The sequence below is a fragment of the Bradyrhizobium sp. UFLA01-814 genome (assembly GCF_046718885.1).
In the GTDB taxonomy this organism is placed as follows: Bacteria; Pseudomonadota; Alphaproteobacteria; order Rhizobiales; family Xanthobacteraceae; genus Bradyrhizobium; species Bradyrhizobium elkanii.
The window spans coordinates 1-13,281 of record NZ_JAQOSR010000208.1; the positions used below are offsets into that span (position 1 = coordinate 1).

Annotated in this window: 11 protein-coding genes; 9 read left to right on the forward strand and 2 right to left on the reverse strand. The window is 60.2% G+C overall.

Annotated features, from left to right (window positions below; all coding sequences use genetic code 11):
* Nucleotides 1–1,522: M10 family metallopeptidase C-terminal domain-containing protein (locus PMN64_RS37855; protein WP_411784448.1), on the reverse strand; the 1,522-nt coding region annotated here is incomplete at its 3' end.
* A gap of 200 nt (nt 1,523–1,722) precedes the next feature.
* Here PMN64_RS37855 and PMN64_RS37860 point away from each other — a divergent pair.
* From PMN64_RS37860 to PMN64_RS37900, 9 genes are all read left to right on the forward strand, one after another.
* Entirely contained in the window at nt 1,723–2,025 is a 303-nt protein-coding gene (locus tag PMN64_RS37860; RefSeq protein ID WP_225647034.1) for a hypothetical protein, read from the forward strand.
* 131 nt (nt 2,026–2,156) lie between these two features.
* The gene (locus tag PMN64_RS37865) at nt 2,157–3,350 is read left to right on the forward strand and encodes a CaiB/BaiF CoA transferase family protein (RefSeq protein WP_411784442.1); all 1,194 of its coding nucleotides are present in this window, start codon (nt 2,157–2,159) and stop codon (nt 3,348–3,350) included.
* A 1,020-nt stretch (nt 3,351–4,370) separates the two neighbouring features.
* Nucleotides 4,371–4,646, forward strand: a complete 276-nt coding sequence (locus PMN64_RS37870) for a hypothetical protein (RefSeq protein WP_225647032.1) — start codon at nt 4,371–4,373, stop codon at nt 4,644–4,646.
* 351 nt (nt 4,647–4,997) lie between these two features.
* Nucleotides 4,998–5,381 (forward strand): hypothetical protein, encoded by a 384-nt coding sequence (locus tag PMN64_RS37875; RefSeq protein WP_411784443.1) that lies wholly within the window; start codon nt 4,998–5,000, stop codon nt 5,379–5,381.
* A 22-nt stretch (nt 5,382–5,403) separates the two neighbouring features.
* Nucleotides 5,404–6,003, forward strand: a complete 600-nt coding sequence (locus PMN64_RS37880; protein ID WP_225647030.1) for a hypothetical protein — start codon at nt 5,404–5,406, stop codon at nt 6,001–6,003.
* A 404-nt stretch (nt 6,004–6,407) separates the two neighbouring features.
* Complete coding sequence (locus PMN64_RS37885) at nt 6,408–6,704, forward strand: hypothetical protein (RefSeq protein ID WP_411784444.1); 297 nt, start codon at nt 6,408–6,410, stop codon at nt 6,702–6,704.
* A complete protein-coding gene (gene tnpB, locus PMN64_RS37890) occupies nt 6,701–7,057 on the forward strand; it encodes an IS66 family insertion sequence element accessory protein TnpB (RefSeq protein ID WP_411784445.1) in 357 nt (118 codons plus the stop codon). The genes PMN64_RS37885 and tnpB overlap by 4 nt, the downstream gene beginning before the upstream one ends.
* A gap of 122 nt (nt 7,058–7,179) precedes the next feature.
* Nucleotides 7,180–8,658: an IS66 family transposase gene (gene tnpC / locus PMN64_RS37895; protein WP_411784449.1), complete on the forward strand. Its 1,479-nt coding sequence runs from the start codon at nt 7,180–7,182 to the stop codon at nt 8,656–8,658.
* A 670-nt stretch (nt 8,659–9,328) separates the two neighbouring features.
* Entirely contained in the window at nt 9,329–11,302 is a 1,974-nt protein-coding gene (locus tag PMN64_RS37900; protein ID WP_411784446.1) for an acyltransferase family protein, read from the forward strand.
* 804 nt (nt 11,303–12,106) lie between these two features.
* On the opposite strand, the gene PMN64_RS37905 is transcribed toward PMN64_RS37900, so the two are convergent.
* A partial coding sequence (locus tag PMN64_RS37905; RefSeq protein ID WP_411784447.1) for a tripartite tricarboxylate transporter permease occupies nt 12,107–13,281 on the reverse strand: 1,175 nt, incomplete at its 5' end.

Below are 13,281 nucleotides of genomic sequence, written 5' to 3' on the forward strand. Positions count from 1 at the left end.
CATAGTTGCCGTTGCTGTCGGCGTTCCAGACCAAGTACTGATCCGAACCGATCACCTTCCACGCAATCTGATATCCGCTTGCCGTCTGCTCCGCCCCGATCGGCGTCCAGGCTCCGACCTGAGTGGATGCATCAAAAGGCGTCCCGGCATATTTGACTGATGGGCCCGTACCGCCGCTGACCGCATCGAGAAAATAGTTGCTGCCGATCTGGTCCAGTTTGGTCGAGCCGGCGGCTTCGATGACGATCGGCGGGATCACCGAGGAGCCCGCGATCGTGCGATCGGCAAACTGGAAATACTCAACGCCAGTGACGTTATCAATGCCCTCTGGTGAACCGGCGCGCTGGTCGCTTATCGTGAAGGTCTGCGAACTTGCGTTGTAGCTAACTGTGTAGTTCGCCCTGTTGCCCAAATACACAGCGGTGTCGGTGCCGGAGCCGCCGAAGATGGTGTCGTTGCCGCCGCCGCCAGTGATCGTATCGTTGCCCGAGCCGCCGTTCAGGACGTTGCCAATTGCGTTGCCCAAGATCGTGTCGTTGCCGGACCCGCCGTTGGCATTATCGATGTAGGAACGCGCGTCGCCGTTATAGAGATAGGCGTTGTAGACGTTGCCCGATGCGTAATGGCCATCGCCGAGATAGGCTAGTTGAACGGAGGAGAATACCGACGACGCACCGGGGTTGAGGTTGATGCTCAGGTTCGTCGTGTAGTTCGACAGATCGTAGGTGTCGACGCCGCCGCCGTCCCACACAGTCTCGTAGATCCGGTTGGCCGAGCCGCCGACGCCCCCGCCGGGCGCGAGCTGCCCGACACCGTTGATGAACTCCTGCCCCGTGGTCGGATTCCAGGTGTAGACAGTGTTGCTGCTCTGGGTCGTGAAGTTCGCGCCGTACATCGTCTGGAGCGCGAGGATATCGTTGGCCATAAAGGTCTGCGGATATCCATAGGCCTCATTGGTGTAGCCGCTCGTCGCGGACGCCCCGACATAGCTGCGATAGCTCATGACGGTGTATTCGCTGTCGTCATGTGCGCTCGGCACGGCCACGTTGGCAACTCCGCCGGTCTCCTGGCTGTGCTTGAGACCAACGGCGTGGCCGAGTTCGTGGAGCGCGGTCGTGAAATAGTAGTTGCCAAGCTTGGCGAGCGAGTAATTGTATTGGGTCCCGAACCAGATGTCGCCGCCGGACGCATAATTGCCGGGGTAGTAGGCGTAGGAAGTCGGGTTAGCCGACGGCGATTGCGCGATCATGATGTCGGCGCCGTTCGTGCCCGCGTATTGGATGTTGGCGTTGGCGTAGCCGTTGATCAATCCAATGGCGTAGTTGATCGCAGCCTGCATTTGGGTCGGCGCCGAGGCAAAGCCCGACGTGGTCGGCTCGCTGCTGCCGCCAGCGTACGGATTGGCGTAGTCGCTGGGCGAATCCGGGAAACTATAGGTTATCGGGCCCGACCATTTGTAGCCCGACAGCAGGCCGTCTATGTCGGCGTCGTTGGTCTTGGTGACCGTGACAGCGGTAGCCAAAGGGAAACTCCGAAGCAGCAAGCCCATCCGATGCGAGGCGTTAACAGATGATTCTAGCTAGAGAGTTGAACGTTTGGTTTAAATGCGGCGAGAGCGCCCGGACCTCTGCCATAATGCGCGGTTAGCTATCAAACCCCGTACTCATACGAGGCGCAAGCAAGAACCTCGGTTCCCGCGGCGCCGGTAATTTGCAGGGTTTCATGAAACGATCTTCACTCGCGGCCGGCCTGTTTGGCGCCCTTGCGGCGCTCGCCGGATACAATCACACGCCCTTCGGAGGACTGCCCGTCATGGTGGAGAAGGCCAATGCGGATGACAGCGGCAAGGCGGGACGCTCGCCCACCATGCCAATGGCCCGCGATCCTGCTGCCGCGGTGGCCGAGGAATACGAAGCCGCCCGTCGGAAAGGAACGCGGGAGGCCTTTGAGCTTTTCATTGCGCGCTACGGCGATGACCCGCTGGCCGAGAAGGCGCGCTCGGAACTGAAGCGCCTGTCGCGCTGATCCCTTCACGCAGCGCAGCAAACCGCGCCAGCCATTGCATTTCGACAGGCGGCATCCGCGCTGGCCCAGGCTTGCCGCAGGGTCTTTCGGCGCTATGGTAGGCCCGCAATCTGTCCCGGAGCCCTTTCACAATGCCCTTTCCGCATGCCTCGGAAGCCCTGTCGCGTTTAACCGTGCTCGATCTGACCCGGGTCCGCTCCGGGCCGACCTGCGTGCGGCAGCTCGCGGATTGGGGCGCCAATGTCATCAAGATCGACGCGCTGACCGAGGATGCCGGTGGCGAGCAGCCGGGCGGCCCCCGGCGGGGTTCCGACTTTCAGAATCTGCACCGCAACAAGCGGGCCATGACGCTGAACCTGAAAGACGATCGCGGGCTCGCCGTTTTCAAGCGCCTCGCCGCCAAGGCCGACGTCGTGGTCGAGAATTTCCGCCCCGACGTGAAGAGGAAGCTCGGCATCGACTATGAGAGCCTCGCCGCGATCAACCCGCGCATCGTCTATGGCAGCATCTCCGGCTTCGGCCAGGACGGCCCCTATCACAAGCGGCCGGGCTTCGATCAGATCGCGCAGGGCATGGGCGGGCTGATGTCGATCACCGGCGCGCCGGGCGGAGGGCCGATGCGGGTCGGCATTCCCGTCGCCGACCTCACGGCGGGCCTGTTCTGCGCCATGGGCATTCTCACCGCGCTCCTCGAGCGCGAGGTCTCCGGCAAGGGCCAGTGGGTGCAGACCTCGCTGCTCCAGGCACAGATCTTCATGCTCGACTTCCAGGCCGCGCGCTGGCTGATGGAGAGAGAGGTGGCCAAGCAGGCCGGCAACAACCACCCGACCAGCATCCCGACCGGCGTGTTCAAGACCTCGGACGGCTACATCAACATCGCCACCACGGGTGGGCGGATCTGGGAGCGTTGCGCGCAGGCGATCGGTGCGCCGGAGCTCTTTGGCCATCCCGACTACGCGACGGCCTCTGCCCGCTCAAAAAACCGCGACGCGCTCAACGCCGAGATCGAGAGGTGCACCGTGACGAAGTCGACCGAGACCTGGGTCCGCGAGCTCAACGAGGCCGGCGTGCCCTGCGGGCCGATCTATGCCATCGACCAGATGTTCGAGGACGCGCAGGTTAAGCATCTCGGCATCGCGCAAGACGTGCCGAACGATGAAGACCGCCACATCCGCCTGGTCGGCCAGCCCGTGACGCTGTCGCGCACGCCGAGCAAGATGGTGGTGCGGCCGCCGGAATTCGGCGAACAGACCGACGAGGTGCTGAAAGAGTTCGGCTTCGGCTCCGACGAGATTGCCAAGCTCAGGGACGCCAAGGTGGTGTGAGCCAGGTCAGAAACAACAATGCCCGGCAGATTGTCGGGCATCGAAGGGAGTTCGCGCTGCGCAGCTCAGTATTTGCAACGACCGGTGTTGGAGTGAACGCATAGTTGAAGCCGACACGCAGAATATGATTGTGGAAAGCTGACGTCCGCCTGGTTAGCGGTTCCGACGAAGTAAGTCTTACTTCCGAAATGCGTATTCGAGCTTCGCCGACCAATTCCGGGTGAACTTACGCTCGACGCCCGATCGAACCGACTCGGGTATCGGTGCTACTCACCGCCGCACCGATTGAAAAGCTGAACGCGCCGAACGGAGTCGTGCCGCCGAGATCCGCCCCGAAGACTTGGATCCCAAGGTTGACCGCGGACGAATACTTGAGCTCCCCAACAGCGAGACCACCGGTCGCATACCAGAGGGTCTGCGGACTAGATAGAAATCACCATTTGAAAAAGATAAGAAGTCCCACAAGAATCCAGAGGGGAGAGAAACTGAACAACAACGATGCCCAATAATAAAACTCTTTTCGAGTAGTCGCACGCCCACTCATACGCTTACTCCCGCTCACTGATTCACCGTAAAAATACGGTAGTGACCGCCTCCGCCAAGGGATAGGAGTCCTTATATTCAAAAAACTCTTTCACCGCTATTATGTTCGAGCTGCCGTCGACGTTGGTCGACGCCTTACCATTGGCTGGCCTGCATGATGACTTGGCTCATTCTCGCGGCAATTTCGATTTTGATCCTCGCACTGTGCGTCCGGGCGACATATCGATTTGCCTTTCGCGAGGGCCGCGAGCAGGGTTTGTCGGAGTCGTTTCAACTCTACGGAGGTACCCGGCGGTCACTCGATAAGGCTCCCCCACGGCGAGATCCTGATTGAGGTGTCGTTCTCTAAAATTACACGGTATGTCATACAGCGCTGGTGTCGACCGGCTCACACCGTTCGCTGTGGTCTATCTGATCGGCTTGCTGCCTTCGATTGCCGTCATTGCGCATCTTCTGCCTCGGGCAAGGAAACTGTTCATGACAATTTCTACGCGAGCTATCGTTACTGCTGCCGTCGTTATTAATATCATCTCGATTGGCTTGTCTGAGGTGCAGCGAAGGCAATTGGGCTCGACAGCGATAGATGCCACACTCGAGCTGCGTCGAATTGAGCAACAGCGGCTAGCCCAGCAGAGCATTGAGTTGGACCGAACCTACAAATTGATTGCAGAGGTCAACAATCGCATTAGCATGATCCAAGCTCAATTGCTCGGCCTTCAAGCGAGGGCGCAAGCCGTAAATGATGCCAAATAGCTATCAAGTGAGTGCCCTGCTTTTTGATTGGGAGAAGATGGTTCCGGCTCTCATGATCGCCGCGGGCCTCGCGCTGGTGCTGATAGGGTCTATTGCTGCGGCCCAGCACAAGCGATCGGAGAAGACTTGGGAAGACGGGGAAGCTGCAGCGCCGCGCCCCCGGATGGCGCCACTGCCGCGCCTGCTATCCACTCAACGGGACCGGGGCGAGTAAATTGCCATTTTTTCCGTTCTCGTCACGGAGATGCTTCTCTAAGTTGCATCGTGCTACGAGCAATCCGGGCCGGATACGGGACCACCGGCGCAGGTGTTGATAGACCAAAGTTATTGTTGTTCAAGGGGTGGAAAACAATGCCTTCATTCAAGCTGCTCGCGCCATTTTCCCTTATCTACGCGCTGGGCATACTGGCCACGGCGGGGCACTTCTACCGCAAGCACGAAGGACGCTTAGGTGCACGCCAGACCTTGTGCGTACTCTTTTGGCCGGCTTGGTGGTTCCTGGAGCATAGTGTCCGAGAGACTATTGACGTCATTTCAGACGCGACCATAGGAACGGACGAGCGAGCGACACTTTCCTTCGGAGTTGGATTATTTGCGGCAGGACAATTTTTATTTTCTAACTGGGAAATGTGCAGTGGGGTCACATGCGCCGGCGTTCTATTGAAAAGCTCTGCCATGCTCTTCCCGCCGGTCGGCGCAACGTATCTGACTTGGCTTATCGCGCAGCTTGCATAGCACTCAGATGACGACACGGATCATGAACACGCCTGAAGAACTTCGGGGCAGACCATTTTGGGCACTTGATCCGACGATTCAAAGCCTTTCGTCTACGGACCACTCTGGAAATCCTGTGGACCCTCCTCTTCAGGACGTGACGACGCGGATACTGAAAATCAACAAATGGCACGCGCTCGCCGCGGTGCTGGTCATATACATCCCGATCGGGCTCTATCTGGACACTCTACCGCCCACCGATCCAACAATCATGTACGGGCCGTTCGAGTACTATGGCGGCTACGCTTGGCGCTACCAGCCATCCGTTTCGCGAGCAATAGCCGATACCGCTGAAGCACCCCATCAATCGCGACTTGAACTGACCGAGGATGGCCGTCCCCTCGGGCCGGCCCACTGCGCGGACATCGAAATTGGAGACATAGGGCACGGTCGGTTTTCCTACCGGAAGGATGATTGGGTTTTTCTCTATTTCTCGACAAGCGACAACAGTAATCCAAACACAAATGGCCGCATATATCGCGCCGTAGAACCGGCAGCTGTTGACCCGTTCCAGTCGATTAGAATTCCTCCGCGTAAGCCCTGGATCTTCTGGCTGCTAGAAAAGATCCATTTTCATTCTTGAAGGGTCAATATCGAAGCGAAGCACTAACGGCACCGCTAGAAGCGCGGTATTATGGCGCAAACGCCACAAGCCAAAGAAGCGTGTCACCCGGCGGGAGCACTTGGCCTAGTTCAAATTTGAAGTCGGCTTGTTTTGAGAAGAGCGATTTGACCGGATCAACGTAAGCGCTGTTCCGCGGCCACCTACCGGATGACGGTGTGATCTGCGAGTCTGCGGATCGGTTTGGACCGTTAGGCTTAGAATGGACACAGTGCATAGTGCTATCACGGAGCCGGTGCGACGGCTTGAGGTCTTCACCGGAGCTGGCCGTCGGCGGAAGTGGAGCGACGAGGACAAGGCGCGGATCGTTGCGGAGATCGTGGCGAGCGGCGACTCGGTTGTGTTTCGTGGCTCGACGGCATGGTTTGTCGCCGCAGCAGTTGTTTGGCTGGCGCCGTCAGTTGCGAGAAGCTGCGGTCGATTGTTCCGAAGAGCAAGAAGTAGAGTTTGTGCCGGCGCTGGTAGATGCTGCGGTGCCGGCGACCGTTGTTGGCCGGGAGCGCAAAGCGGTGCGCTGCAAGGCCAAGGCGGATACCCGGGCTCGCCGTTGCGATGCCGGGATCATCGAGATCGAAGTCGACGGAATCACGATCCGGGCCGGTCGTGGTGCGGACCCGACGATGATTGCGTCGATCGTCCAGGCACTGAAGGCGAACCGGTGATTGGTCCGTCGGGTGCGGTCCGGGTGATGGTGGCGACCAAACCGGTAGACTTCCGCAAGGGGATGGAAGGGCTTGCGACCCTGGTGCGCGAGAGCATGCGGGCAGACCCATTCTCGGGAGCTGTCTATGTGTTCCGGGCCAAGCGGGCGGATCGGATCAAGCTGGTGTTCTGGGACGGAACGGGTCTGTGTCTGTTCACCAAAAGGCTCGAGGATGGGATCTTCCGCTGGCCGAAGGTCGAGGACGGCGTGATGCGTCTGTCGGCGGCGCAATTGTCTGCGCTGCTGGAAGGACTCGACTGGCGGCTTGTGCATGAGATGCGGGAGACGCCGGCGCCAACGCAAGCGGGATAGTTGTTAGCGGCACTGCGGCGAAGTGAATCAAGAGCGTGGGACGTGTCGCCAGATGGCGGCGAATATGCTCTGAATTGGGTGTGAGTGACGCCCTGCCTGACGATCCTGAGACGCTGAAAGCGATGCTGCTTGCCGAGCGGTGCGAGAGCGAACGACTGCGTCAGATCATCAAGGAATTGCAGCGGCATCGGTTTGGCCGGCGGGCAGAGACGCTGCCTGAAGATCAGATGCTGCTGGGCCTGGAAGACGTCGAGCAGGTCGCAGCCTACAGCGAGACAGCGCAGGACATCAGTGCACCTGAAGGCCGTGAGGCACGGGCTCGCACGCGCCGCGGCAACCGTGGCGCCTTGCCGACGCACCTGCCGCGGATTGAGGTCGTCGTCGACATCGAGGGCAAGACCTGTCCCTGTTGCCAGGGCGAGTTACACCGGATCGGCGAGGATCGAAGCGAGCGGCTGGACCTGGTCCCGGCGCAGTTCCGGATCGTCGTGACCCGGCGTCCCAAATACGCCTGCCGGGCTTGCGAGGACGGCGTCACGCAGGCGCCGGCCCCGGCCCGGCTGATCGAGGGCGGATTGCCAACCGATGCCACCGTCGCCCAGGTACTGGTGTCCAAATATGCCGATCACCTGCCGCTCTACCGGCAGGCGCAGATTTACGCCCGCCAGGGCATTGAGCTCGATCGTTCGACGCTGGCGGACTGGGTAGGACAAGCCGCCTTCCACCTGCGTCCGCTGCATGACCGTCTCCTCGGCAAGCTCAGGCAACGGCCAAAGCTGTTCGCCGACGAGACGACGATGCCGGTGCTCGATCCCGGCCGAGGGCGTACCAAGACCGGTCAGCTCTGGGCCTATGCGGCAGACGACCGGCCATGGGGCGGCGCCGATCCGCCGGGCGTCGCCTATGTCTATGCTCCCGATCGCAAAGCCGACCGACCAATCGCCCATCTGGCAGGCTTCAAGGGGATCCTGCAGGTCGACGGCTATGCTGGCTATGGCAAGCTGGCCGAGCGTGGCGACGTTCAGCTTGCATTCTGCTGGTCGCATATGCGGCGTAACTTCTACGAACTCGCCACACCCGGTCCCGCGCCCATCGCAAGCGAGGCGCTTCAGCACATCGCCGAGTTCTACGCGATCGAGAAGGACATCCGTGGCCGCAGCGCCCAGGAGCGCTGCGTCGTCCGGCAGCAGAAGAGCCGGCCGCTGGCGGAAGCCTTCGAACGGTGGCTCCGCGCAAAGCTCGCGTTGATCAGCCAAAAGGGCAAGCTGGCCGATGCCATCCGTTATGCGCTCTCACGCTGGGAGGGGCTGACGCGCTTCATCGATGATGGCCGCATCGAGCTCGACAACAACGCGGTCGAGCGATCAATCCGCCCGATTACGCTCAACCGGAAAAATGCGCTGTTCGCAGGCTCCGACGGCGGCGCCGAGCACTGGGCCATCATCGCCTCTCTGGTCGAAACCTGTAAGCTGAACGACGTCGATCCGCTTACTTACGTGACCGACGCACTCACCAGGATCGTCAATGGTCATCCGAATAGCGACATCGATCAGTTGCTTCCGTGGGCCTATTGCCGTCACGAACTCAAAGCCGTGGCCTGAAGACAGCGCTTACGGATCAACAACACTATTGGCAGAGCAACCATCAGAGCCAGTACCGGCAGACCAATCGTCAGCACGGCGAAAACCGCCGGGTTGACAGTACCGAACAGCCACATAGCGCCTATTACCAACTCAACCGCGGCTATTCGCGTAGCCGAGCCTGTTGTATTGCTCGACCATCGTCAATGTGCCGCCGATCGACCAATCCTTGTTCTTCCCCGCTCGCGGCGCGCAGTTGACCAGCGCATCAATGGCAGCCTCTTCCCACGACGAGAACGGCCCTCTCCCCGCCGGCACATGCGTTGAGACCTTGTTCCATGGATCGCCTTGGGCGAGAGAACCGGCCAGTCCTGCGAACTCTCCCGCTCGTGGGCGACCGCGATGAAGGCCCAGGGAACTCCGGTCTTCACCTCGACAGCTTGGTAACGGGCCTTCGCCTCCGGAGCGACAAGCCGCTTCGCCACGCCGGTAAAGTTCCGAGTCAGCTTGGCTTTGGCCCAGCGAGCCTCACTCGCCGCCTTCAAGGCTGCGAGGTCGGTCATTGATGCACCTGAGAAAAAGCCGCCCGAAAGGCGGCTTGGTGTGTCTTAGTGGTCACGCTCAGCGCTTGCTCGGGCGGGTTGTGCCGAGTAAGTTGCCGCACCCAGTTAAGAACGGGCGGGCACTAATCTTGAAATACCGCGCTGACATCGATGGCTTGCGGGCCGTCGCCGTGCTGTCTGTGTTGGCCTTCCATTACAATGCAGCTCTGCCGGGCGGCTTTACCGGCGTCGATGTTTTCTTCGTAATCAGCGGGTTCCTGATAACGCAGCAACTCGCTGGCGAGATCGCAAGCGGCACCTTCTCTATCCTCAACTTCTACGACCGTCGCATTCGACGCATTGTGCCCGCGTTGGCTGTAGTTTTGTTGACCGTCTTATTGCTCGGCAAGTTCCTCTTGCTGCCCGGCGACTACAAGGCGATGGCCGCCAGCGCCGCCTACGCGGCATTCGGCGCTTCGAACTTCTTCTTCCTGTCGAACACCGGCTATTTCGACCAAAGTTCCGATTTAATGCCGCTCCTTCACACCTGGTCGCTTGGTGTCGAGGAGCAATTCTATCTGGCGTGGCCGCTGCTCTTGGCCCTCGTCGCTACCGGTCGAAAGCGGATCGACCTCGCCGCCATCATCGGCACCGCAGTTGTGATCGGTTTCGGCGCGAGCTTGCTCTGGCTCGACGCGGATCCCAAGGGCGCATTCTATCTGGTGCTGCCGCGCGCGTGGGAGCTCGCACTCGGCGCGTTGCTCGTGTTCCTGCCCCCTCTTTCGCAACGCCTCGGCGCCGTGGCAATCGCGACCGGTCTCGCGTTGATTGGCGCCGGCTTCATCTTTGTCAGCGCCAGTGCGTTCCCAGGCGCGGCCGCGGTCTACCCATGCGTCGGCGCTGCGCTCGTAATCTGGCCGCGCCGGGACGAACCAAGGTTCAGCCATTGGCTCTGCAAGTTGCGTCCGATCGGGCTGATTTCCTACAGCCTGTATCTCTGGCATTGGCCCGTGTGGGTGCTGTTCCGCTATTACATCAATAACGCCGAGCCGAGCCGCCTAGAGGCAGTCGTGCTCGCAGCCGTCTCGATCGGCTTAGCAGTGGTGTCGTTTCGCTTCGTCGAGAAACCTTTCCGGCAACGCCGCTGGTTGCCGACGCGGACAGTGCAGACAGGACTCGCGACGGGAATGGCCGTCTTTTGCCTCGGGATGTATGTAAACAGCGCCGACGGACTTCCGGAACGCATCGCACCTGCCGTCTATTCGATGCGCAGCCTTGATGCGATGTGGGAATGGCCATGCAAGTACGAACCAGAGAAGACCTTAGGCGCTTCGTTCTGCACCTTCGGCCAATCATGGAAGAAGGCTGGCTCGAAAGCATTCTTGTGGGGCGATAGCCACGCTGGGCACTTCGCCCCGATCATGGAAGCCGCGCAGCCAGATATGGGGTGGCTCCTTTACGAGACATGCCCGGCGTTCTTCAACGAGCATATTTACCGAACGTATACTGGTATTCCGAACTACCGGACGCAGTGCGCTGAACAACGCCGCAAAGCGATTGAGCTCATCAACAGCGATCCTTCAATTGACCTCATAGTTCTCGCTTCTGCGTGGGCTTACTATCCAGCGATTGCGCTCCAAGACGGGACGCTTGGAGAATTGAGCGGATCTGGCCTAATAGAGGCCGGAATAGAGGACCTCATGGCGAAGACGGCGAGACGCGGCCGTCGATTCGTCTTGGTAGGAACGGTTCCGCAACACTTAGTTGATCCTATCCCGTGCGCGATGGCGCACCTTAACGGCTTGTGGCGCCGCGAGTGCACGCCCGATCCAAAAGAAATCCAGCAAATGAAGACCCACACAGTGACTTCGGACACGCTGCTCAAGAAGATCGCCGCGTCTCGATCTGACGTGGCCGCTGTCATACCGCGCGACGCGCTTTGCGATAAGGCCGGCTGTAAGGGCTATCTGAATGGCGAATTTCTGTACCGCGATGGTGGCCACATTCGCCGAAACCTATCGATGGAGACGAGACACCAGTTTGCAGACCTGATCGGCCTGACGAACGCACTGATGGAGAAGCCTGCTCGCGCTGAAGCTTCGGCCGCTCCTTCAAGTAACTAAATGTAGCCCGTTGCGGACCAGGCAACAACGACCGTCGTTCCCGGGTTATTAATCGAGAAGCCTGAAGTGGCAGCGGAAACTGCGTTCACGGGACTCGTTGTCCCGCCAGCGGTGCTGCTGCATACGATAGTCGGAACTGCCGTGAAGGCGGCCGGAAAGGTTACCGCCGTATTGGTGGCGCCCGCGGCCGTGGTTAGTCGCCAAATATGCAAACCGCCGTTGGGTAAGCGCCGATAGGCGGCGTAGCCTGACGCGCCTGCGTTCCGACTTCATTGAATGATTTGATCGAGCCTAGACTAGCGTCACGTTGTCGGACACGTCGAGCAACTTCTGTGGAAGCGTACCGAGTCCCGGGGGACCTTCCGCGTACACATTTTCGAATTTGAAATTGCGGTCAATACAGGCGCTGTTGACGTTAAACGGAGCTGTCCGAGATTTTCATCGCGTTCGGTCCGGCTTTGCAGTGACGTTCGCCGCGCTGGTTTCGGTTTACGGCGTGATTGAGTTCGTCGTTTGGCTCGTGATGCGCCGACGCTCTCGTATCCGCACACATGGGGTAACGCACGCCAGCTTGGCCAATAATTCATACAGGAGATGAACTATGTTTCGTATGGGGCAGAAGGTGGTTCGGTTTAGTGGTGGCCCAGGCTGCGTCATCACCAACCATCTGAGCAGGAAGGACTACACGCATCCAGTGCTTGTCTGGCCGGCATCGCGCAGCGGCAACATTTGGAACCAATGACGACGCGCCTGGATAAGACTATCGCGACATAAGAGAACTGGGACACTGATCTAATTCAGTTCTCATGGTGTCTCCGTTTTGCTCCGCTGCCTCCAACTGACACGGCCGACCAAACCATCGATCAAGGGCCAAAACAGCAGTACGATTGCCAACGTCGTGATCGAGCCGACCAGTCCGTTCGACCAGAACACCTTCATGTCGCCGCCGGAGCCGATCATCGAGAGGCGGAACGCATCCTCGGCGCGGTTGCCGAGCACCAATGCGAGGGTGAACGGCGCGAGCGGGATCCCGATCTTCTTGAAGACATAGCCGACGACGCCGAAGCCCAGCATCAGCCAGATATCGAACATCGCGTTCTGGATCGCATAGGCGCCGATCGCGCAGGACACCACGATCATCGGGGCTACGGCCGCGAACGGCACGCGCAGGATCGAGGCGAAGATCGGCACCGTGGTCAGCACCAGCACCAGGCCGACGACATTGCCGAGATACATCGAGGCGATCAGGCCCCAGACGAAATCCTTGTGCTCGACGAACAGCAGCGGCCCCGGGTTGAGGCCCCACACCATCAAGCCGCCGAGCAGGATCGCAGCGGTCCCCGAGCCGGGAATGCCGAGCGCCAGCATCGGCAACAGCGCCGAGGTGCCCGAGGCATGAGCGGCGGTCTCGGGCGCGAACACGCCCTCGATACGGCCCTTGCCAAAGCTCTCCTGATCCTTGGCGAAGCGCTTGGCGAGGTTATAGCCCATGAAGGAGGCCGCGATCGCGCCGCCCGGCGTGATGCCGAGCCAGCAGCCGATCACTGACGAGCGCAGCAGCGTCACCCAGTATTTCGGCAGGTCCTTCCACACCGAGAGCACAACGCGCAGGCTGATGCCGGCGGCGTGTCCGCGCAGCGCGAGGCGTTCCTCCATTGTGAGCAGGATCTCGCTGATGCCGAACAGGCCGATGACCGCGACAAGGAAGTTGATGCCGCGCAAGAGTTCCGCGGAGCCAAACGTCATGCGCAGCTGCCCGGACACCGTATCCATGCCGACGCCGGCGAGCAGCAGCCCGAGCGACATCGAAATGACAGTCTTGTGCTTGGCCTCGCGGCCGAGGCCGACGAAGGAACAGAAGGTCAGGAGATAGACGGCGAAGAATTCCGGTGGGCCGAACCTCAGCGCAAACGACGAGATCATCGGCGCCAGGAAGGTGATCAGCAGCACCGCGACCAGCGAACCGACGAAGGAGGAGG